17 protein-coding genes are annotated in these 19,528 nt (G+C 73.2%); 6 read left to right on the plus strand and 11 right to left on the minus strand.

What is annotated here, in order from left to right:
* Nucleotides 1–579: 579 nt before the first annotated feature.
* Nucleotides 580–1,575, plus strand: a complete 996-nt coding sequence (locus ACFC2L_RS18720) for a sulfite exporter TauE/SafE family protein (RefSeq protein WP_375825853.1) — start codon at nucleotides 580–582, stop codon at nucleotides 1,573–1,575.
* A gap of 101 nt (nucleotides 1,576–1,676) precedes the next feature.
* Here ACFC2L_RS18720 and ACFC2L_RS18725 read toward each other — a convergent pair whose 3' ends face one another.
* Together ACFC2L_RS18725 and ACFC2L_RS18730 are read right to left on the minus strand one after the other, a co-directional pair.
* Complete coding sequence (locus tag ACFC2L_RS18725; RefSeq protein ID WP_375825854.1) at nucleotides 1,677–2,411, minus strand: glutamine amidotransferase; 735 nt, start codon at nucleotides 2,409–2,411, stop codon at nucleotides 1,677–1,679.
* A gap of 323 nt (nucleotides 2,412–2,734) precedes the next feature.
* On the minus strand, nucleotides 2,735–3,310 hold the full coding sequence (locus tag ACFC2L_RS18730; protein WP_375825855.1) for a dihydrofolate reductase family protein: 576 nt from the start codon (nucleotides 3,308–3,310) through the stop codon (nucleotides 2,735–2,737).
* 103 nt (nucleotides 3,311–3,413) lie between these two features.
* Between ACFC2L_RS18730 and ACFC2L_RS18735 the strand changes: the two genes are divergently transcribed.
* Nucleotides 3,414–4,304 (plus strand): LysR family transcriptional regulator, encoded by an 891-nt coding sequence (locus ACFC2L_RS18735; RefSeq protein WP_375825856.1) that lies wholly within the window; start codon nucleotides 3,414–3,416, stop codon nucleotides 4,302–4,304.
* A gap of 3 nt (nucleotides 4,305–4,307) precedes the next feature.
* Here ACFC2L_RS18735 and ACFC2L_RS18740 read toward each other — a convergent pair whose 3' ends face one another.
* From ACFC2L_RS18740 to ACFC2L_RS18760, 5 genes are all read right to left on the minus strand, one after another.
* The gene (locus ACFC2L_RS18740; protein WP_375825857.1) at nucleotides 4,308–5,117 is read right to left on the minus strand and encodes an ABC transporter permease; all 810 of its coding nucleotides are present in this window, start codon (nucleotides 5,115–5,117) and stop codon (nucleotides 4,308–4,310) included.
* Entirely contained in the window at nucleotides 5,114–6,187 is a 1,074-nt protein-coding gene (locus tag ACFC2L_RS18745; RefSeq protein WP_375825858.1) for an ATP-binding cassette domain-containing protein, read from the minus strand. Before ACFC2L_RS18745 ends, ACFC2L_RS18740 begins: the two co-directional genes overlap by 4 nt.
* Before the next feature lie 90 nt (nucleotides 6,188–6,277).
* The gene (locus ACFC2L_RS18750) at nucleotides 6,278–7,069 is read right to left on the minus strand and encodes a hypothetical protein (protein WP_375825859.1); all 792 of its coding nucleotides are present in this window, start codon (nucleotides 7,067–7,069) and stop codon (nucleotides 6,278–6,280) included.
* Nucleotides 7,066–8,070, minus strand: coding sequence for an ATP-binding cassette domain-containing protein (locus tag ACFC2L_RS18755; protein ID WP_375825860.1), 1,005 nt, complete (start codon nucleotides 8,068–8,070; stop codon nucleotides 7,066–7,068). Before ACFC2L_RS18755 ends, ACFC2L_RS18750 begins: the two co-directional genes overlap by 4 nt.
* A gap of 5 nt (nucleotides 8,071–8,075) precedes the next feature.
* A complete protein-coding gene (locus ACFC2L_RS18760) occupies nucleotides 8,076–8,489 on the minus strand; it encodes a GntR family transcriptional regulator (RefSeq protein ID WP_375825862.1) in 414 nt (137 codons plus the stop codon).
* A gap of 409 nt (nucleotides 8,490–8,898) precedes the next feature.
* Here ACFC2L_RS18760 and ACFC2L_RS18765 point away from each other — a divergent pair, with 409 nt between their 5' ends.
* Both ACFC2L_RS18765 and ACFC2L_RS18770 read left to right on the plus strand, forming a co-directional pair.
* Complete coding sequence (locus tag ACFC2L_RS18765; protein WP_375825863.1) at nucleotides 8,899–9,813, plus strand: hypothetical protein; 915 nt, start codon at nucleotides 8,899–8,901, stop codon at nucleotides 9,811–9,813.
* 173 nt (nucleotides 9,814–9,986) lie between these two features.
* Nucleotides 9,987–10,394 (plus strand): VOC family protein, encoded by a 408-nt coding sequence (locus tag ACFC2L_RS18770; protein WP_375825865.1) that lies wholly within the window; start codon nucleotides 9,987–9,989, stop codon nucleotides 10,392–10,394.
* Nucleotides 10,395–10,485: 91 nt separating this feature from the next.
* Here the strand turns inward: ACFC2L_RS18770 and ACFC2L_RS18775 are convergent, their stop codons facing one another.
* The 4 genes from ACFC2L_RS18775 to ACFC2L_RS18790 form a co-directional block, all read right to left on the minus strand.
* Complete coding sequence (locus tag ACFC2L_RS18775; RefSeq protein WP_375825866.1) at nucleotides 10,486–11,604, minus strand: aspartate-semialdehyde dehydrogenase; 1,119 nt, start codon at nucleotides 11,602–11,604, stop codon at nucleotides 10,486–10,488.
* Between the two features lie 11 nt (nucleotides 11,605–11,615).
* Nucleotides 11,616–12,938 (minus strand): aspartate kinase, encoded by a 1,323-nt coding sequence (locus ACFC2L_RS18780; RefSeq protein ID WP_253053958.1) that lies wholly within the window; start codon nucleotides 12,936–12,938, stop codon nucleotides 11,616–11,618.
* A 133-nt stretch (nucleotides 12,939–13,071) separates the two neighbouring features.
* Nucleotides 13,072–13,974 carry a formate/nitrite transporter family protein gene (locus ACFC2L_RS18785; RefSeq protein WP_375825867.1) on the minus strand — a complete coding sequence of 301 codons (903 nt, stop codon included), beginning with the start codon at nucleotides 13,972–13,974 and terminating at the stop codon, nucleotides 13,072–13,074.
* 116 nt (nucleotides 13,975–14,090) lie between these two features.
* Entirely contained in the window at nucleotides 14,091–14,816 is a 726-nt protein-coding gene (locus tag ACFC2L_RS18790) for a TetR/AcrR family transcriptional regulator (RefSeq protein WP_375825868.1), read from the minus strand.
* 257 nt (nucleotides 14,817–15,073) lie between these two features.
* Between ACFC2L_RS18790 and ACFC2L_RS18795 the strand changes: the two genes are divergently transcribed.
* Nucleotides 15,074–17,599: a beta-glucosidase gene (locus tag ACFC2L_RS18795; protein WP_375825869.1), complete on the plus strand. Its 2,526-nt coding sequence runs from the start codon at nucleotides 15,074–15,076 to the stop codon at nucleotides 17,597–17,599.
* A 133-nt stretch (nucleotides 17,600–17,732) separates the two neighbouring features.
* The gene (locus tag ACFC2L_RS18800; protein ID WP_375825870.1) at nucleotides 17,733–19,403 is read left to right on the plus strand and encodes an ABC transporter substrate-binding protein; all 1,671 of its coding nucleotides are present in this window, start codon (nucleotides 17,733–17,735) and stop codon (nucleotides 19,401–19,403) included.
* The last annotated feature ends 125 nt before the right edge of the window (nucleotides 19,404–19,528 follow it).

Below are 19,528 nucleotides of genomic sequence, written 5' to 3' on the forward strand. Positions count from 1 at the left end.
CGGGGGTTCTCGGAGTGCGCCTCTGACGTCCTGCGCACACGGTCCGACCCCACCGCTCGTCCTGTCCGTCGCCGCACGACCCGCGGCCCCGGTTCGGCGGTCAGGCTCGGCCTGGGCGGGCGGTCGTGCCGCACGGTGGCGGGAGGGTCTGGTCGAGATCCGAGAAGTGGCCCCTCCGGGCCGCGTTCTCAGGGCCATTTCTCGCATCTCGCCACCACGCGCGCGGCTCGCGGTGGCACGTGGTGACGTCCGCCGTGGGCCGCCGAGGGCGCGCCACCCTCCACGGCCATCCCGGCCACCCCGGCATCCCAGATCACCCCGGCCAGCCAGGACAGCCAGGACAGCCGCGCGGGCAGCATCGAGACGCATCTGACCTTTCCGACCTGCCGCGCGGGCAGAAGGCCGACGGGCTCCGGTCGCCGCGGCCGGTACACGCTGGTCGCGTGTCGGACGGCCCCGAGACGAGCCTGTTAACACTGGCCCACGATGTGGTCGACGCTTCACATACTGGACTCGTTCGATCAACCTTGTCGGGACACGTCGGGGCTGCCCCGGCCCATCCCGAGCACGGAGGACGCGGTGCGGACCCTCATCCTGCTGGCCCTCGTGGGTCTCGGCGCGCAGCTCGTCGACGGCAGCCTCGGCATGGCGTACGGCGTGACGTCGACGACGCTCCTGCTCGCGATCGGGACGAACCCCGCGGCGGCGTCGGCGACGATCCACCTCGCGGAGATCGGGACGACGCTCGCGTCGGGTGCGGCGCACTGGCGGTTCGGGAACGTGGACTGGAAGGTCGTCGTGCGGATCGGCGTCCCGGGCGCGATCGGCGCGTTCGCGGGCGCGACGTTCCTGTCGAACCTGTCGACGGAGCTCGCCGCGCCGGTCATGTCGCTGCTCCTCCTGGCGCTGGGCGTGTACGTGCTGTCGCGGTTCACGTTCGTCGGGCTGCCGAAGGGTCGGCAGGGCCTCCCTCTCCGCAAGCGGTTCCTCGCCCCGCTCGGTCTGGTCGCCGGCTTCGTCGACGCGACGGGCGGCGGCGGCTGGGGGCCGGTCGGGACGCCGGCGCTGCTCGCGTCGGGGCGCATCGAGCCGCGCAAGGTCATCGGGTCGATCGACACGAGCGAGTTCCTCGTCGCGGTCGCCGCGTCGCTCGGCTTCCTGTTCTCGCTCGGCTCGCAGGGCATCGACCTGCTGTGGGTCGCCGCGCTGCTGCTCGGCGGCCTGGTCGCGGCGCCGATCGCAGCCTGGCTGGTGCGGCTGCTGCCGCCCCGCATCCTGGGCTCCGCGGTGGGCGGCGTCATCGTCCTCACCAACGTCCGCACGCTGCTGCGCTCCGACTGGGTCGACGCGAACGGCGCGGTCCAGGGCGTCGTGCTGGGGCTCGTCGCCATCGTGTGGGCCGCAGCCGTCGCGTGGTCGGTCCGGGCCCACCGCCGCGCCGTCGCCCTCGAGGCCGCCGAGCCGCTCGAGGCCGCCGAGCCGCTCGAGGCCGCCGAGAGCCACGAACCCGCCGACCCGACCGCCCCCGTGGTGGCCGACGCCCCCGGCCCGCAGCCGGCACCCGCCCCCCGCTGACCCCACCCGACCCCGAGCCCGAGCCCGAGCCCGAGCATGCGGACGGTCCGTCCTGGTGTCAGGACGGGCAGCAACCGCATGCTCGACCTGCGACGACCTTCTCAGGCGCGAGCGTAGCGGCGCACGAACGCCGCGAGGATGCGGTGCGGCACCCAGACGTCGCCGCGACGGACGGTCGCTTCGACGTCGCCCGCCGTCTCGGGCGCGAAGTACCCGTAGTCCCGGTAGACGCCGATGCGCGTGAGGATCCCGTCCAGGTCGAGCTCGGGGTGGAACTGGGTCGCGTAGAGGTTCTGCTTGACCCGGAACATCTGGACCGGGCAGGCGTCCGACGTCGCGAGGAGCACCGCGTGCGACGGCAGCCGGGTCACGGCCTCCTTGTGCCCGACGTACGCCTCGAACGCGTCGGGCAGGTCGGCGAGGAGCGGGTCGGCCCGGCTTTCGGGCGTGAGCCGGATCGTCACGGGCGAGATCGGCTCGGCGAACGTGTCGTCGAGGACGGCGCCCTCGTGCAGCCCGAGCGTCCCGACGCCGTAGCAAGCGCCGAGGAACGGGACGTCGCGCTCGACGATCTCGTCCAGGAGCGGCGCGAGCTCCCGCTCGACGCGGCGCTGCGTCGGCGACTTGTCCCCCTCGGGCAAGGACGAGTCGAACGGGCTGCCGCCGACGATCACCCCCGAGTAGTCGTCGAGGTCGATCGCCGGCAGCGGCCCGGCCTCCATGCGGACGCGGTGCAGCGCTCCCGCGTCCAGCCCGGAGTAGCGGAGCACGGCCGCGTGCTCGCCGTCGGCGGCGGGGTCCTCCGCGCGCGACGCGAGCAGCAGGAACGGCCTCATGCCGACCACGCTAGGTGCGTCCTCGCGGCCTCGCCCGGGGTCGCCGCGCGGGACCGCGGTCGAGACCCGGAGCCCCGGTCGGGAACGGAACCCCCGGTCGGGACAGGGGTCGCCGCCGGGAACGGAACCTGCTCGGGACCGAAGTCGCAGCCGGACCGGACCCGCGGTCCGGATCGTCGAGCGTGCCGTCGAGGACCGCGCCGACGTCCCCGGCCCGGCGGCGCGCCCGACGGCGGCAGCGCGGCCGCAGGAGCCGGACGGTCACGACCGCGCGGGCCGTGAGGAGCGACGCGCGACGCCGGAGCACGCGTGCGGGGACGCGCTCAGGCACGGTCGTATGTGAGGACGGCGTTGCCGCCGTCGAACGTGGCGACGTCGGTCAGGTCGTAGGTCGTGGGCCGGAACGCGGTTCCACCGAACGCGCTCCGACCGGCGCCGGCGACGACGGGGTAGAGCTTGACGACGAGCCGGTCGATCTCGCCGCGGAGCGCGCCCGCGAGGACGCCGCCGCCCGCGAGGTAGATGTCGAGCGGGGAGTCCTCGGCCTTGAGCGCTCGCACGAGCCCGACCGGGTCGTCCCGCACGATCGTCACCGCCGGGTCGAGCTCGGGCTGCGACGTCGAGACGACGTACTGGCGCAGGTGCGCGTACGGGCTCGTGATCCCGAGCTCGAGCGCGGGCTCGTACGTCCGCCGGCCCATGACGATCGTGTCGAACGTGCGGTTGGGGGCGTCGTCGACGCCGAGCTGGCGGCGCCCGTGCGTGGGCAGGACGTCGGGGAACGTGTCGATCATGCGCGCGCTGTACGCGTCGGAGGAGGGGTAGAAGTCGACCTCGTCGTCCGGGCCCGAGAGGAAGCCGTCGATGGACAGGGCTACGAAGTAGGTGAGTCGTCTCATGGACCCAGCCTCGGATTCCACCGATTCGTCATCAATGACGCATGCTGGGTGGATCGTTCACCCGGTGTGAACGGTGCACGGAGACGGAGGCAGAGGTGGCCGCGTGGAGCTGAGGGACATCGAGATCTTCCTGACGCTCGCCGACGAGCTCCACTTCGGACGCACCGCCGAGCGGCTCCACGTCTCCCCCGCGCGCGTGAGCCAGGCGATCAGCCGGCAGGAGCGCCGCATGGGCACGACCTTGTTCGAGCGTACGAGCCGGCGCGTCGAGCTCACTCCGGTCGGTGCCCGCCTGCGCGACGACCTGCGCCAGGGCTACGAGCTCATCCAGTCCGGGATCGCGGCGGCCAGTCGCACGGGAGAGCGTCCGGCCGGCGTGCTGCGCGTCGCCGCGATGGGCATCGTCGGCCACGAGCTGCAGCCGGTGGTCGACGCGTTCGGGGAGCGGCACCCGGGATGCTCGGTGGAGCGCCGCGAGTTCCACTTCTCGGACCCCTTCGGGGCGCTGCGCGAAGGCGAGGCGGACCTGCAGGTGACGTGGTCCCCGGTCCGCGAGCCCGACGTCGTCGTGGGGCCGCGCGTGCTCACGGAGGGACGCGTCCTCGCCGTCGCGGCGGGGCACCCGCTCGCGGGCGAGGACGCGGTGTCGGTCGAGGTCCTCGGAGACCACGTCGTGCTCGAGCTCGGCGCGGGCGTCCCCACGTACTGGGAGGAGGCGATGGTGCCCCGCCGCACGCCGTCAGGCAGGCCGGTGCTGCGCGGCCCGGTCGCGCGCACGTTCCACGAGGTGCTGACCGTGGTCGCCGCGGGCGGGGCGGTCACCCCGCTCAACGCGCACGTGCGGCGGTACTACACGCACCCCGGCGTCGTGTACGTACCGATCGTCGACGTCCCCGACACCGAGTGGGTGCTCGTCTGGCTGCGGGACCGCGAGACCCCCGAGGTCCGCGGGTTCGCCGAGATCGCCCGCGAGCTGGGCTCGCGGGCGATCTGAGCCTCAGCTCCAGCGGAAGAGCCGGATGCCGAGAGGCAGCAGGACGGCCGTCCACACGGCCATGACGACCACCTGCACCGTCGGGAACCCGGACTCGAACCAGCCCGCGGTCATCGCCTGCGACGCGGCCCCGAGCGGCGTGAACTTCCCGATCTGGGCCACGGCCTCCGGCATGATCGGGCCGGGCGTCCACAGCCCCGAGAGGAACAGCAGCGGGAAGTAGACGAGCGTCCCGATCGCCGACGCCGTGCTCGCCTTGGGCACGCGCGCCGCGATGAGCGTGCCGAGCGAGTACATCGACGCGACGCCGAGCACGAACGCGAGCACGACCGTCCCCGCGTTCTGCGGGGCGACGAGCCCGAACACGAGCTGCCCGACGAGGAGCGCGACCGCCGACGCCACGACGACCGCGACGAGGTTGATGACGAGGTGCGCGACGACGATCCCCTGCGGCCGCATGGGCGTCGTGGACAGCCGCCGCAGCAGGCCCTTCTCGCGGAACGTCGCGAAGTAGACCGGCATCGTGGTCAGGGCGGGCGTCGCGATCGCGGCGGCGAGGACCACCGGGACGTACAGCGCGACGGGCGTGAGCCCGAGCCACGGCGGGGGCGCGTCCTCGATGGGGGTGCGCATCCCCGGGATCGCGAAGCCGACGCCGATCAGCAGGACGGTCGGGAACACGAGCGCGAAGAACACGGTGCCCGTGTCGCGCAGCCAGAGCCGCGACTCCGTCGCGAGCAGCACACCGAACCCGCGCCAGCCGCTGCTGCGGCGGGCGGGGGCGACGTCGGCGGTCAGGGTCGTGGCGGTCATCGGGACTCCCCTCGGGTCGGCCGGGCGACGGGCGCGTCCGGGTCGTAGGTGCGGCCGGTCACGGCGACGAACACGTCCTCGAGGGACCGGGAGACGGTCCGGACGTCGTCGGGCACGACCTCCTGCTCGGCGAGCGCGAGCACGACGGCGAGCAGCACCCGCCGCGTGCCGGTCACCTCGATCTCGCGTCCGGACGTCGGCACGACCTCGACACGCTCGACGTCCGCGAGGCCCGCGAGCGTGTGGAGGGTGAGGTCGTGGTCGGCCGGGGGGACGCGCAGGCGCACCGTGCGCGACGTGTCGACCGCGTCGATCAGCTCCGCGGGCGTGCCCTGCGCGACGATCCGGCCGTGGTCGATGATGACGAGCCGGTCGCACAGGCGCTCGGCCTCGTCCATGAAGTGCGTGACGAGCAGGATCGTCACCCCGCGGTCGCGCACGCGCTCCACGAGCTCCCAGGTGGCGCGGCGCGCGGCCGGGTCGAGGCCCGTCGTCAGCTCGTCGAGGATCGCGACGCGCGGGTTGCCCACCAGGGCGAGCGCGATCGACAGGCGCTGCTTCTGCCCGCCGGAGAGCTTGGCGAACGCGACGCGCCGGTGCTCGGCGAGGTCGAGGAGGTCGAGCAGCTCCTCCACGTCCGACGGCGACGCGTAGAACGACGCGAACAGACGCATCGCCTCCTCGACGGTGATCTTCTCGTTGAGCGCCGCCTCCTGGAGCTGCACCCCGACGGCGTCGCGCACGGCCGCCGGGTCCGTCTGCGGGTCGACGCCGAGCACGCGGACCGTGCCGCCGTCGGCCTTGCGCAGCCCGGCGAGGCACTCGACGGTGGTCGTCTTCCCGGCCCCGTTGGGTCCGAGGATGCCGAAGATCTCACCCGCCTCGACGCTGAAGCTCACGTCCTCGACGGCGACCTTGCGGGCGGCTGCGTCCCCCCGGCCCGTCGGCCCCGGGTAGGTCTTGCGCAGGTTGCGGACCTCGACGACGGGCGACGCGCCCGCCGACGGGCGGGTGGTCGGGGCGGGCGACGCGACGGTCGCGCCGCCGACGGGTGGTGGTGCGGGACTCATACTGACCTCCACGAGGGTGTGCGAGACCTCCGCACGGCGCGGGGCGCCGCCCGGTGGGCTCTCGGTGAACGGTGGGTGCGGTGCGCCCGGTCAGCCGCTCGCGCTCGCTGCGAACTCGACCGGTCGGATCGCGACGCCCCGCAGGACGACGCGCAGGAGCAGTGCGGCGAGCGCCACCCCGACGGCGCCGCCGAGGACGGCGAGCCAGACGGGGGTGCCGTCGAGACCGGCGACGCGCGCGAGCGCGTGGCCGAAGAAGCCGGAGCGGAGGAAGACCTCGGCGACCAGCACGGGCACGAGCGACGCGAGGACGAGGAGCACCCCGCGCAGGAACCCGAACCCGTAGAAGCCGGCGGCGACGACCATCCCGGCCAGGTAGTACACGACGCAGAAGATGCCCTCGACGAGGAGCACGAGGCCCACCTGGGAACCGTCGCCGTAGAGCTGCCCGAGCTCGGGCTCGGTCGCCCACCCCGCGTTCCGGAACAGCGACCACGCCCCCCACTTCACGAGCGCGCTCGCCATGCCGAACGTCAGGCCCGACACGACGGCGCCGATCCACAGCCCGTGCGTGTACGAGCGGCGTGTGCCGCCCGACGCGACGTGCACGGCGATCGTCATGAGCGGCAGGATGATGCCCATCACGAAGAGGAAGAACTTCGCCGAGCCGGCGACTCCCCCGACCGCCTCGATGCTCACGTCGTCGTTGCGGTGCATGATCCACAGGATGAGCGCCCCGACGGCGAGCGCGATCGCCCAGAACCAGACCCCGACGTACCAGGTGCCGACGACGTAGTACCAGGCGACGGCGTTGACGCCGCGCCGGTGGGCGGCGGACTCGAGGGCCCGGCGCTCGGCGCTGCGGTGGGTCGTGGCGGTCATCGCGCCTCCTCCGTCGCGTCGGTCCGCGACCCCGCCTCGCCGCGCCCGGCGCGGGTGAGGTGGACGAACAGGTCCTGGACGGGGACGGCGCCGACCTCGAGCCCGGCCTCCACCGCGGCGGCGCGCTCGTCGTCGGCGAACGTGCCGAAGAGCGTCACCTGGGCCGTGCCGCCGAGCCGCTGGCGCGCGAGCACCTCGCGGCCAGCGGCGTGCCGCTCGACCAGGTCGGCGGGGCCGGTGAGGCTGACGCCCCGGGCACGGACGTCGTCGGCGTTCTCGGCGAGCAGGACGCGCCCGCGGTCGATGATGACGACGTCCTCGAAGAGCCGCTCCACCTCGGTGATGAGGTGGCTCGACAGCAGGATCGTGCGCGGGTGCTCGGCGTAGTCGGCGACGAGAGCGTCGTAGAACGCGTACCGGCTCGGGGCGTCCATGCCGAGGTAGACCTCGTCGAAGATCGTCAGCGGCGCGCGCGCCGCCAGGCCGATCACCGCGCCGAGCGCGGAGCGCTTGCCGCGCGACATCTCGGCGGGCTTCTTGCGGACGTCCACCTCGAGCTCGTCGAGCAGGCGCGCGGCGAGGTCGGCGTCCCAGTGCGGGCGCAGGTCGGCGTAGTACTCGAGCGTGTCGCGGGCCTTGTCGGTCTCCCACACGTCGCCGCTCTCGCGGACGAGCTGGGTGTGCATGGTCGCCCACACGTTCTCGAACGGGTCCTCGAGCTCGCCCTCCGGTCCGACGCGCACCGTCCCGGCCGTGGGTCGGCGGAACGCCGCGAGCAGGGCGGCGAGCGTCGTCTTGCCCGCGCCGTTGCGGCCCAGCAGGCCGGTGATGACGCCGGGCCGGATCGTGAGCGTCGCGCCGTCGAGCGCGGGGACCTCGTCGCCGCGGGAGTAGCGCACGACGACGTCGCGCACCTCGGCGGCGAACGGCGCCGGGGGCGGTGTCGAGGTCCGGGCGACCGGGTCCTGGTCGGTGGGGTGGCTGGCGGGCCGGGCGGTCACGGGTCTCACCTCGGGGTGGGGTCGGTGGTCGGGCCAGTGCTCTGGTCGCCGGGCGTGCCGGCGGGGCGCGGCCGGCCGAGGACGTAGTCCACGATCTCGGCCGTCGGGATGTCGAGGAGGTCGGCCTGGGCGAGCGCCGGCGCGAGGATCTCGTCGAAGAACCGGGCGCGGTGGTCGGCGAGCAGCCGCTCCCGCGCTCCGGGGGCGACGAACATACCGAGGCCGCGCCGCTTGTAGAGGACGCCCTCGTCGACGAGGCCGGCGAACGCCTTCGCGGCCGTCGCCGGGTTGATGCGGAACGTGGTCGCGAACTGCGTGGTCGACATGACCTGCTCCTCCTCCGCGAGCTCGCCCGCGAGCACCTGCGCCCGGATCATCTGCGCGATCTGGAGGTAGATGGGTTCCGGTCCGTCGAACATGGGCCCCATCCTCTCCCGCCTCGCGTCTTCTGCGGTTCATTACTCAACTAATGAACCATAGATGTTGTGGTCGCGCAACCCTCTCCGTGCGACCTTCCGTGCCGCCGGCGTTGCCCGAAGGGGCGGTCAGTGGTGCGCGAACGCCGGCCCGCACCGCGAGGCCCGCGTGAGCCTCACGGCCCACGATGGGTGCATGGACACGCCGAGGAGGGTGTCGGCCGAAGACCCGAGGACGGGACACCGTCGCCACGAGCCCGAGAGGCGCGCGACGGCAGCGCCCGCGACCGGGCCCCCGCACGACCTCGGATCCCTTCAGCACGTCGTCGGCAACCAGGCCGTCCTCGGTCTCCTCGGCCAACCATCACCCGCCGTGCAGCGATCGCCGCGCAGCTGGGCCGGAGACGCGACCGTGGCCACGATCGGAACCTACGACGGATCGCGTGCGTACTGGATGCCGGTGCGCGACCTCGTCGCGCACTACGCAGGGCTTCGCGGCGACGACCTGCAGCAGCGGGACGCGACCCTCGTCGCACTGGCCCAGGCCGTCGCCGCATGGCGTGCCAACCAGGCGAGGAACTGGTGGCTCTCCGACCTCGACACGTTGAAGGCGACCGCCCTTGGCACTCTCGATCGCCTGATCAAGGACGAGCACGACGACATCCGTGCCGCACAGCAGCCTCCGCAGCTGCCGCGCACCAGTGCCCCCACCGGTATCCGCGGTCGCGCCGGATCGGCCACGACCAGCTTCGAGGCCGCGCTCGAGAACACACCCCCGTGGACGGAGCTCGGGTTGATCCAGGCCGTCATGCCGACCGACGTGGACGAGCTCCGTGACCAGACAAAGTGCCGGGTCCGCGCGGCCGGCGGCGTCCTCTCGACGCACGACGGCCGGTTCAGGATCGACACCGGTGGGACGACGGAGCGCTACGTCCTGTGCATGGAGGGCGTCACGCCCGTCCTGTACGCCAGCCAGGCGTTGACCGACGCCGACTCCCTGCGTGCGGGCCACCAGGCGATGTCCGAGTACCCGCTCCTCTCCTCGCACGCCCAGATCAGCGGGACGGTCGTGGGAGCGGGGGACTTCTCCGCGACGGGCGGTCGCATCACCGCGATCACGAACCAGAGCGGGACCTGGAGGCCGGACGGCAAGCACCTCGCCGCGGTGCTGAAGCTCCTCGTCCGGTCCGGGATCGTCGACGAGGACGCCTTCGTCACCCAGAGCGTGCCGGTCAAGCTCTTCGTCAGCAAGCCGGACGGTTACGACGTGGACGGTGGCGAGCTCGTCTCGATCCTCGGCAGAGCGCTCAGCGGGAAGCTGACCTGAGCGACCCCGTCACCGCACCGACGCTCAGCTCCCGCGCAGCGTCGCGAGCTCGCCCAGATCCGTCGCCCAGGAGCATGTCCACCAGGGCCTCGCGGTGGGATCCTGGAACGATCCGGCGTCCGCGGCGGGTCACGCCCTCCGGCCGCCGGCGGTCACGAAGGAGTGAGACGACGATGGTCACCATTCGGCGCGGGTTCTCCAGCTTCTCGGCGGACGACCTCGACGCAGCGCGCGATTTCTACGGAGGAACCCTCGGGCTCCCCGTCACGGCACTCGACGACGGGGGTGGTCTGGTGCTGCACCTCGGCGGCGGCTCGGACGTGTTCGTGTACCCGAAGGAGGACCATCGGCCGGCCGCCTTCACCGTCATGCACCTCACCGTCGACGACGTGGACCAGGTCGTCGACGAGCTCACCGCGAAGGGCGTGACGTTCGAGCGCTACGAAGGGTTCGACCAGGACGACAAGGGCATCGTGCGCGGCTTCATGGAGGGCGGCGACGGGGCCTGGTTCACCGACCCGGCCGGCAACATCGTCGGCCTCGCCGACGGCGAGAACATGGCACGCATGGTCGAGGGCTGAGCCCCGGACCTTCTACCGCGAGGTGGAGCCCTGGTCGATGACCAGGGCTCCACCTCGCGGTACCAGGGCTCTACCTCGGGTGACCGGGGCCCTACTTCGCGAGGGCCGGGGTGAACGCCGCGCGGACGGCGTCGAGGTCCTGGGCGACGAGCTCGGCGAGCTGCACCGCGTTGAGCGCGGCGCCCTTGCGGAGGTTGTCGTTCGACACGAAGAGCACGAGGCCGCGGCCGTCGGGGACGGACTGGTCGGTGCGGATGCGGCCGACGAACGACGGGTCCTGGCCCGCGGCCTCGAGCGGGTTCGGGACGTCGGCGAGCGCGACGCCCGGCGCCGCGGCGAGGATCTCGCGCGCCCGCTCAGGCGACAGGGCCGCACCGAACTCCGCGTGGATCGCGAGCGAGTGGCCGGTGAACACCGGCACGCGCACGCACGTCCCCGCAACCGCGAGCGACGGCAGGCCGAGGATCTTGCGCGACTCGTTGCGGAGCTTCTTCTCCTCGTCCGTCTCCGCCTGCCCGTCGTCGACGATCGACCCGGCGATCGGGACGACGTTGAACGCGACGTTGCGCGGGAAGACCGCGGGCTCCGGGAAGGCGACCGCGCCGCCGTCGTGCACGAGCCCGACGAGCCCGGCGCCCGTGCCGTCGGCCGCGGCGCCCGCGACGGCCTGGGCGCGCAGCTCCTCCGCGCCGGCGAGCCCGGCGCCGGACACGGCCTGGTACGTCGCGACGATCAGGCGCTCCAGCCCGGCCTCGTCCGCGAGCGGCTTGAGGACGGGCATGGCGGCCATGGTCGTGCAGTTCGGGTTGGCGATGATCCCCTTGCGGGCCTCGCGGAGCGCACCCGGGTTCACCTCGGAGACGACGAGCGGGACGTCCGGGTCCATGCGCCACGCGGACGAGTTGTCGATGACGACGGCGCCCGCCGCGGCGAAGCGCTCGGCCTGCGCCTTCGAGGTCGCGCCGCCCGCGGAGAAGAGGGCGACGTCGATCCCGCGCAGGTCGTCGGTCGACGTCGCGGCGACGTCCTCCACGACGACGTCGGTCCCGCGCCACGGGAGCGACGACCCGGCGGAGCGCGCCGACGCGAAGTAGCGGATGCTCGCGACGGGGAGGTCGCGCTCCTCGAGGAGGCGGCGCATGACGGCGCCCACCTGGCCGGTCGCGCCGACGACGGCGACGTTCAGGCCCTGACGGTTCTCGGTGGTCATGTCCAGTCCTCTCAGCGGCCGGTGCCGGCGTAGACGACGGCCTCGCCGTCGGCGGCGTCGAGCTCGAACGCGGTGTGCACGGCGCGCACCGCGTCGTCGAGCGAGTCCTCGCGGGTCACGACGGAGATGCGGATCTCCGAGGTGGAGATCATCTCGATGTTGATGCCCGCGTCGCGCAGCGCCCCGAAGAGCTTCGCGGAGACGCCCGGGTGCGACTTCATGCCCGCGCCGACGAGCGAGAGCTTGCCGATCTGGTCGTCGAACTGCAGCGAGTCGAACCCGATCTCGCCCTGCAGCGCGGACAGCGCCGACATCGCGGCCGGCCCGTCGCCCTCGGGCAGCGAGAACGAGATGTCGGTCAGGCCCGTGCGGGCGGCCGACACGTTCTGCACGATCATGTCGATGTTCACGCCCGAGCCGGCGACGACCTCGAAGATGCGCGCGGCCGTCCCGGGGACGTCGGGCACCCCGACGACGGTGATCTTGGCCTCGCTGCGGTCGTGCGCGACGCCGGAGATGATCGGGTCTTCCATGACGGTCTCCTCGGGAAGGTCTGCAGAGCTGGGGGCGGCGCCGACGGCCGGCTGCGGCGCGGAGTAGGCGTCCGCGCTGACGAACGTGCCGTCCTTGCCGCTGAACGACGAGCGCACGTGGATCGGCACGCCGTACCGGCGGCCGTACTCGACGCAGCGCAGCGCGAGGACCTTGGCCCCGCTCGCCGCCATCTCGAGCATCTCCTCGTACGTGATGCGGTCGATCTTGCGCGCGCTCGGGACGATGCGCGGGTCGGCCGTGAAGATGCCGTCCACGTCCGTGTAGATCTCGCACACGTCGGCGTCGAGGCCGGCGGCGAGCGCGACTGCGGTCGTGTCCGACCCGCCGCGGCCGAGCGTCGTCACGTCGTTCGTCGACTGCGTGACGCCCTGGAAGCCCGCGACGATCGCGACCTGGCCGCGCTCGATCGTCTCCCGGATGCGGTGCGGGACGACGTCGACGATGCGCGCCTTGCCGTGCACGGCGTCGGTGATGACGCCCGCCTGCTGGCCCGTGAACGACTTCGCCTTGACGCCCAGGCTGTTGATCGCCATCGCGAGCAGCGACATCGAGATGCGCTCGCCCGCGGTGAGGAGGATGTCCATCTCGCGCTGCGGCGGGAGGGGGGTGACCTGCTGCGCGAGGTCGATGAGCTCGTCCGTCGTGTCGCCCATCGCCGAGACCACGACGACGACGTCGTGCCCGGCCCTCTTGGTCTGCGCGATGCGCTTGGCCACGCGCTTGATGCTCTCGGCGTCGGATACCGACGAACCGCCGTACTTCTGCACGACAAGTGCCACGTGCTGCTCCGTCTGTCGCCGGCCTCCGTCTCTCTCAACGGCCCGCCGGGTGCTTGTGGGTCGATCGATGATACGCACGCGTCCCGCGGTCCGGCCAAGCCCGTCCCGCCATGCGGGCCCGGGCGGCGCGGCATCAGCCCGCGCGGTGGCTCCGGTCGAGGGGCGCGGTCACCCGCCGGAGCGCGGGCATGGGGAGCGCGACCGGCGGCGCGGACGCGTCCTCCGAGGGCGCACCCCGCCCGACGCCCCGCCCGACGCCCCGCTCGCCCGGGCCGGCGACGACGACGTAGGCGAGGCCGACGACGAGGGCGCCGCCGACGAGGTTGCCGAGGCCGACCCAGGTGAGGTTGCGGGCGAAGTCGGTCCACGTCGTCGGGCCCAGGTCGCCGAGGAGGCCGAGCGAGAAGGTCGTCATGTTGGCGACGACGTGCTCGAAGCCGGAGGCGATGAACGCGAGGATCGCCCAGAACAGGACGATCGCCCGGCCCGCCTCGGAGCGCAGGCGACCGCAGGCCCAGATCGCGGCGCACACGAGGAGGTTGCACAGCACGCCGCGGAAGAAGAGCTCGCCGCCGGTCTCGTGGGCCTTCGCGCGCAGCATCGACGCGACCATCTCGCCCGCGGCCGCGTTGGAGTGCAGCACCCCGGCCTTCGTGACGGCGAACGCGAAGAGCATCGAGCCGGCGAGGTTGCCGAAGAGGCACAGGCCGAGCGTGAGGACGGCGTCGCGCACCCGGACGGCGCGCGTCGCGACGCCCTGGGCGAGGATCATCATGGCGGACGTCGCGAGCTCGGCCCCGGCGAACACGACGAGGGTCAGCGCCGCGGCGAACACGCCCCCGGCGACCAGCCGCTCCCCCGGCGACCCGGCCGCGAGGAAGGGCCCGGCCGTCGCGACCATGAGGACCACCCCGACGCCGATGTACGCGCCCGCGAGCATCGCGGCGACGAGGTAGCGCGCCGGGCGTCTCGCCGAGCCGACCTTCTTCCGGGCCGCCTCCGACTGGGTGGACAACGCCTGGGCGAGGGTCTGCACGACCTCGATCCTCGCCGTCGGCCGCCGCGCCCGACCAGGGCCCGTGGTCGCGACCCTCCGGGACCGAAGGACCGGAACCACGGGACCGGCCCGCGGGCCCGACCCGAGCGCCGCCGTCAGGCAGTTGCCGCCTCCACGTGCCGGTCGACGCCCCGGGCCTCGGCGTCGGTGGCGCCCGCCGCGCGGGCCTCCTCCGCGGGCCCCGGGAGGCTCCCGAGCGGCGACGGGCGCGGGTCGAGCACCGCGGTGACGATCGCCTCGATGGCGAACTCGCTCGCCTCGCCGAGGTCGACCTGCGTGGGGTCGAGGAGCCACTGGACCTGGAGGCCGTCCATGACGGCGAGGATCGATGCCGACGCGTGCCGGACGCTCGCGGGGACCGCGACGCCCCGCTCCGCGCACAGCGCCTCGAACGCCTCGACGGCCTCGCCGCGCAGCGTGCGGTACCGGCCCTCGAAGAAGGCGCGCGCGGGGTGGTCGTCGGTCACGGACTCGGCGGACAGCACGGCGTACGTCTGCACGATCCCGGCGCGCTGCGCGTTGAGGAACGCGGTGCGGACCAGGTGGCGGAACATGTCGAGGCCGCCCGGGATGTGCTGCCCGTCGAGGCCGGCGACGTCGCTCTCGTCGCGGTAGCGCAGCACCTCGAGGAGGAGGTGGTCCTTGGACCCGAAGTGGTGCAGGATCCCGGCGTGGGTCATGTCGACCTGCTCCGCGATCTCCGCGAGGGGGCCGTTGTGGTAGCCCTTGCTCCCGAAGGTCGCCATGGCGGCCTTGAGGATCTCCTCGCGGCGCCGGAGGGTCTCCTCCCGCACGCGGGGGCGCCGCCTGCTCGTGGTCATCGCCTCGTCACTTCCTCGTCGTGGTGCCCGGTGCGCCACGGTCGGCGCCGACGTCGGCGCCCCGGCACCGAGCACGTCCTCGATCCGTCGCCGTCCGGGGTGATCCTACGCACGCGGCGGCGCCGCCGAGCCACGCTCAGGGCAAAGATCACGGTGAGATATCGATCTGACCTGCGGAAACGCGGCTTCTTGCCAACTTACTGACTGCACGGTAAGTTCTCCGCTCGACAGACGACTCGACGACGAGGAGCACGTACGTGACATCGCAGTCCCTCGCGGGAGAGCGCGACCCCGCGGAGCTCGACGCCCTGCGCACCCGTGCACAGGGGCTGCCCCTCCGCGAGAAGGTCCGCCTCCTCACCGGCCGGTCCATGTGGCGCCTGCACGCCCAGGACGAGCTCGGGCTGCGCCCCGTCGTCATGTCCGACGGCCCCGTCGGGGTCCGCGGCACGAGCGAGGTCGAGGGCGAGACCTCGCTCCTCTTCCCGTCCCCCAGCGCGATCGGCGCGACGTGGGACCGGGCCGTCGCGCACGAGACCGGGCAGGCGTTCGCCCGCGAGGCGCGCACGCACGGCGTCGACGTCGTCCTCGCGCCCCAGGTCAACATCCAGCGCACGCCCGTCGGCGGCCGGCACTTCGAGTGCTACTCCGAGGACCCCTACCTCACCGCGCAGATCGGCACCGGCGTCGTGCGCGGCCTCCAGGACCAGGGCGTCGCGGCGTGCGTCAAGCACTACGTCGCCAACGACTCCGAGACCCAGCGCACGTCGTACGTGTCGCACGTCGACCCCCGCGTCCTGCGCGAGGTCTACCTCGCGCCGTTCGAGGACGCGGTCGCGGCGGGCGCGTGGTCCGTCATGGCGGCCTACAACCAGGTGGACGACGGCGTGGAGTCGGGTCCCATGACCGGGCACCGGCACCTGCTCACGGACGTCCTCAAGGACGAGGTCGGGTTCGACGGCGCCGTGGTCTCCGACTGGGTCGCGACGCGCACGACCGAGCTCTCCGCGAACGGCGGCCTCGACGTCGTCATGCCCGGCCCCGGCGGCCCGTGGGAGGACGCCCTCGTCCGCGCGGTCGAGGAGGGCCGCGTCCCCGAGAGCGAGATCGACGACAAGGTCGCGCGCGTCCTCCTGCTCGCCCGCCGCGTCGGCGCGCTCGACGAGCCCGCCCGCCCCGTCACGCACGACGGCGACCTGCGCGCCCTGGTGCGCCGGACCGCCGCCGCGGGCACGGTCGTCCTGCGCTCGGACGCCGAGAACCCCGTCTGGGACCGCCCCGCGCCGCGCTCGATCGCGCTCGTCGGCCCCAACGCCGTGCGCCCGCACGTGCTGGGCGGCGGCAGCTCGACCGTGAACCCTGCGCACGTCGTCACGCCCGCCGAGGGCCTGGCCGCGCGCTGGCCCGACGCCACGCTCACCGTGGCCCGCGGCGGCGACGCCCGCCGGTACGCCCCCCGGCTCGACGTGGAGGGGCGCAGCGCCGACGGCGCCGCGGTGACCGTGACCTGGCTCGACGCCGAGGGCACGACGCTCCGCACGTCCGTCCTGCCCCGCTGGGACGGGTTCCTGCGGGACCTGCCCGCCGAGGTCGACACCGTCGTGCTGGACGTCGACGTCCTCCTCGACGAGCCCGGCGACCACGTGCTCGAGGTCGGCACGGTCCCGGGCCACACGATCGAGATCGACGGCGTCGTCGTCGCGAAGGACGACCGACGCTCGGGGGTCGAGGTCATCCTCGACTCCTCGATCAACAACCCGGCGGGCGTCCCCGCGACCGTGCACGTCGACGCGCCGCGCCGCGTGCGGGTCCGCGCGTCGCTCCTCGTCACCCGCGCCCAGGGCTACGGGAACCTCGTCCGCGCGGAGCTGCGCCACCGCGTCCCCGCGCCGAGCGCCGAGCAGGAGATCGCCGACGCCGCCCGGGCCGCCCGCGCGGCCGACCTGACCGTCGTCGTCGTGGGCACGAACGAGGAGGTCGAGTCCGAGGGCTGGGACCGCACGTCGCTCGCGCTGCCCGGCCGTCAGGACGAGCTCGTCGAGCGCGTCCTCGACGCCGACCCGGACGCGGTCGTCGTCGTGAACGCGGGCGCCCCCGTGCTGCTCCCCTGGCTCGACCGCGCGCGCACCGTGCTGTGGGTCTGGTTCCCCGGCCAGGAGGCCGGGCACTCGATCGCCGACGTGCTCGCGGGCGACGTCGAGCCGGCGGGCCGCCTCCCCTGGACGCTCCCGGCCACCGAGGCCGACGTCCCCGTCCCGCACGCGGTCCCCGACCAGGGGGTCGTCGAGTACGCCGACGGCGTCCACGTCGGGTACCGCGCGTGGGAGCGCTCGGGCGCCGTCCCCGCCGCACCCTTCGGGCACGGGCTCGGCTGGACGACGTGGTCGTACGACGCGTGCGGCGAGCCCGGTCACGTGCCCGCCCGCACTCCCGACGGCGACGTGACCCTCACGGTCCGCGTCACCAACACCGGGTCCCGCGACGGCCGCGAGGTCGTCCAGGTCTACGTCGAACCCCCGGTCGCGCCCGCGTCGGCCCCGGTCGCCGAGCGCGACCGTCCGGTCCGCTGGCTCGGCGGGTTCGCCGTCGTCGACGTCGCCGCGGGGGCCTCCGCCGACGTCACCGTGACCGTCCCCCGCCGTCAGCTCGAGGTGTGGGACACCGACAGCGGACGCTGGCACCTCCCGGCCGGGACCTACCGGCTCCGGGTGGGGCGTTCCGTCCACGACCTCCGCCTGGACACCGCGGTCCGGGTGCAGGAGAGCACCACCGAACAGGAGTAGCCGGACCGCGGTCCACCCCGGGCGACCCAGCGCCCACGCAGTTCTCACGCGGTACCCACGCGGTACTCGCGACACGCGCTCCACCGCCCCGGCACCGCGCCGGGGACGAAGTTCCCTCGAAGGAGAGAGATTCATGAGGTTGAAGGCCTCCGCGATCGCCCTCGGCATCGCGACAGCACTCGTGCTGACCGGCTGCTCGTCGTCCGGCGGCAACGACGACGACAGCACGACCAGCTCCGGCGAGGGTGCCGCCCTCACCATCGCCAAGCCGGACGGCGCGATCGCGACCGAGTCGAACAACCCCTGGATCGGCGACTCGTCCGCGCTCAAGCTCGGCTACGTCAACGCGATCTACGAGCCCGTCGGCATCGTCAACGTGGTCAACCCGTCGGACGAGGTCCGCCCGTGGCTGGCGTCCGAGATCACGTGGTCCGAGGACTACACGTCGGTGACGCTCACGACCCGCGAGGGCGTGAAGTGGAGCGACGGCGAGGACCTCACGGCCGACGACATCGCGTACTCGTACCAGATCCTCGTCGACACGCCCGAGCTCAACACCGCGGCGCTCGACATCCAGGACGTCACCGTGGACGGCGACACGGTCACCGTCACGTTCGGCACGCCGATGTTCGCCAAGCAGGACAAGGTGCTGCACCGGTTCGTCGTGCCGAAGCACGTGTGGGAGGGCGTCGCCGACCCGACGACCGAGACGAACCCCGACCCCGTCGGCACCGGCCCGTACACCCTGACGAGCTTCAGCACGGAGAGCGTCCAGCTCGACGCGCGCGACGACTACTGGGGCGGCGAGCTCGCGGTCCCGACGCTGTACTACGTGTCCTACAACGACAACAGCGCCCTGACGACGGCGCTCGCCAACGGCGACGCGGACTGGGCGCAGGCGTTCCTCCCGAACGTGCAGTCGGCCTTCGTCGACAAGGACCCGGAGCACAACGTGTACTGGGCCCCCGCGGGCCTCGGCATCGACGCGATGTTCGTCAACACGACCAAGAAGCCGTTCGACGACGTGGCGTTCCGCCAGGCCGTCAACATGGTCATCGACCGCGAGCAGCACCAGCAGATCGCCCGCGAGAGCGGCGTCCCGCTGCTCACCTCCGTCACGGGCCTGCCGACCCCGGCCGGCGACCCGTTCATCTCGGACGAGTTCGTGGGCGAGGAGTACGAGGTCGACGTCGACGGCGCCAAGAAGGTCCTCACCGACGCCGGGTACACGTTCGACGGCGACACCCTGGTCGACCCCGACGGCGAGCCCGTCACCTTCCAGCTCAGCGTCCCCCAGGGCTGGAACGACTACGTCACCGGCATCAGCCTCATCGCCGAGTCGGTCAAGGCGATCGGCGTCGAGGCGTCGGTCGACACGCCCGACTCCGACTCGTGGTGGGCCGCCAAGGGCACGGGCGACTTCGACGCGATCCTGCACTGGACCGAGACGGGCGCGACGCCGTACGACATCTACAGCGACACGATGGACGCCCGCTGGCTCAAGCCGGTCGGTGAGGCCGCGGACTACAACTTCGGCCGCTTCGACAGCCCGGAGGCCACGGCCGCCCTCGACGCGTACCTCGCGGCGACGACGGACGAGGACCGCGCGACGGCCATCGCCGAGGCGCAGAAGATCTTCGTGGACCAGGTCCCGGTCATGCCGATCGGCACGCGCCCGTTCATCACGGAGTTCAACACGCGCAACTACGTCGGCTGGCCGAGCGACGACGACCCGTACATCAACGCGGACCCGACGCAGCCGACCGCGGTGCTCATCCTCACCCAGCTCGAGCCGGCCGAGTGAGGTCACCGGGGCCCGCGCGGCGCCCCCCCCCCGGGGCCCGGGGGGGGGCCCCCCCCCCCCCCCCAAAAAGGTGGTCGCCTGGATCCCCCAACCCAACGGGGCCGGTCCGCAATATTCGGGGGGTA

It is taken from the genome of Cellulosimicrobium sp. NPDC055967 (assembly GCF_042269845.1).
Lineage (GTDB): Bacteria > Actinomycetota > Actinomycetes > Actinomycetales > Cellulomonadaceae > Cellulosimicrobium.

Excerpts from the sequence above, each read along its gene's own strand:
- ACFC2L_RS18730 (WP_375825855.1), bottom strand. The coding sequence starts at position 3,310 with ATGAGACGACTCACCTACTTCGTAGCCCTGTCCATCGACGGCTTCCTC.
- ACFC2L_RS18775 (WP_375825866.1), bottom strand. The coding sequence starts at position 11,604 with ATGACCACCGAGAACCGTCAGGGCCTGAACGTCGCCGTCGTCGGCGCG.
- ACFC2L_RS18740 (WP_375825857.1), bottom strand. The coding sequence starts at position 5,117 with ATGACCGCCACGACCCTGACCGCCGACGTCGCCCCCGCCCGCCGCAGC.
- ACFC2L_RS18750 (WP_375825859.1), bottom strand. The coding sequence starts at position 7,069 with ATGACCGCCACGACCCACCGCAGCGCCGAGCGCCGGGCCCTCGAGTCC.
- ACFC2L_RS18800 (WP_375825870.1), top strand. The coding sequence starts at position 17,733 with ATGAGGTTGAAGGCCTCCGCGATCGCCCTCGGCATCGCGACAGCACTC.
- ACFC2L_RS18770 (WP_375825865.1), top strand. The coding sequence starts at position 9,987 with ATGGTCACCATTCGGCGCGGGTTCTCCAGCTTCTCGGCGGACGACCTC.
- ACFC2L_RS18790 (WP_375825868.1), bottom strand. The coding sequence starts at position 14,816 with ATGACCACGAGCAGGCGGCGCCCCCGCGTGCGGGAGGAGACCCTCCGG.
- ACFC2L_RS18760 (WP_375825862.1), bottom strand. The coding sequence starts at position 8,489 with ATGTTCGACGGACCGGAACCCATCTACCTCCAGATCGCGCAGATGATC.
- ACFC2L_RS18725 (WP_375825854.1), bottom strand. The coding sequence starts at position 2,411 with ATGAGGCCGTTCCTGCTGCTCGCGTCGCGCGCGGAGGACCCCGCCGCC.
- ACFC2L_RS18745 (WP_375825858.1), bottom strand. The coding sequence starts at position 6,187 with ATGAGTCCCGCACCACCACCCGTCGGCGGCGCGACCGTCGCGTCGCCC.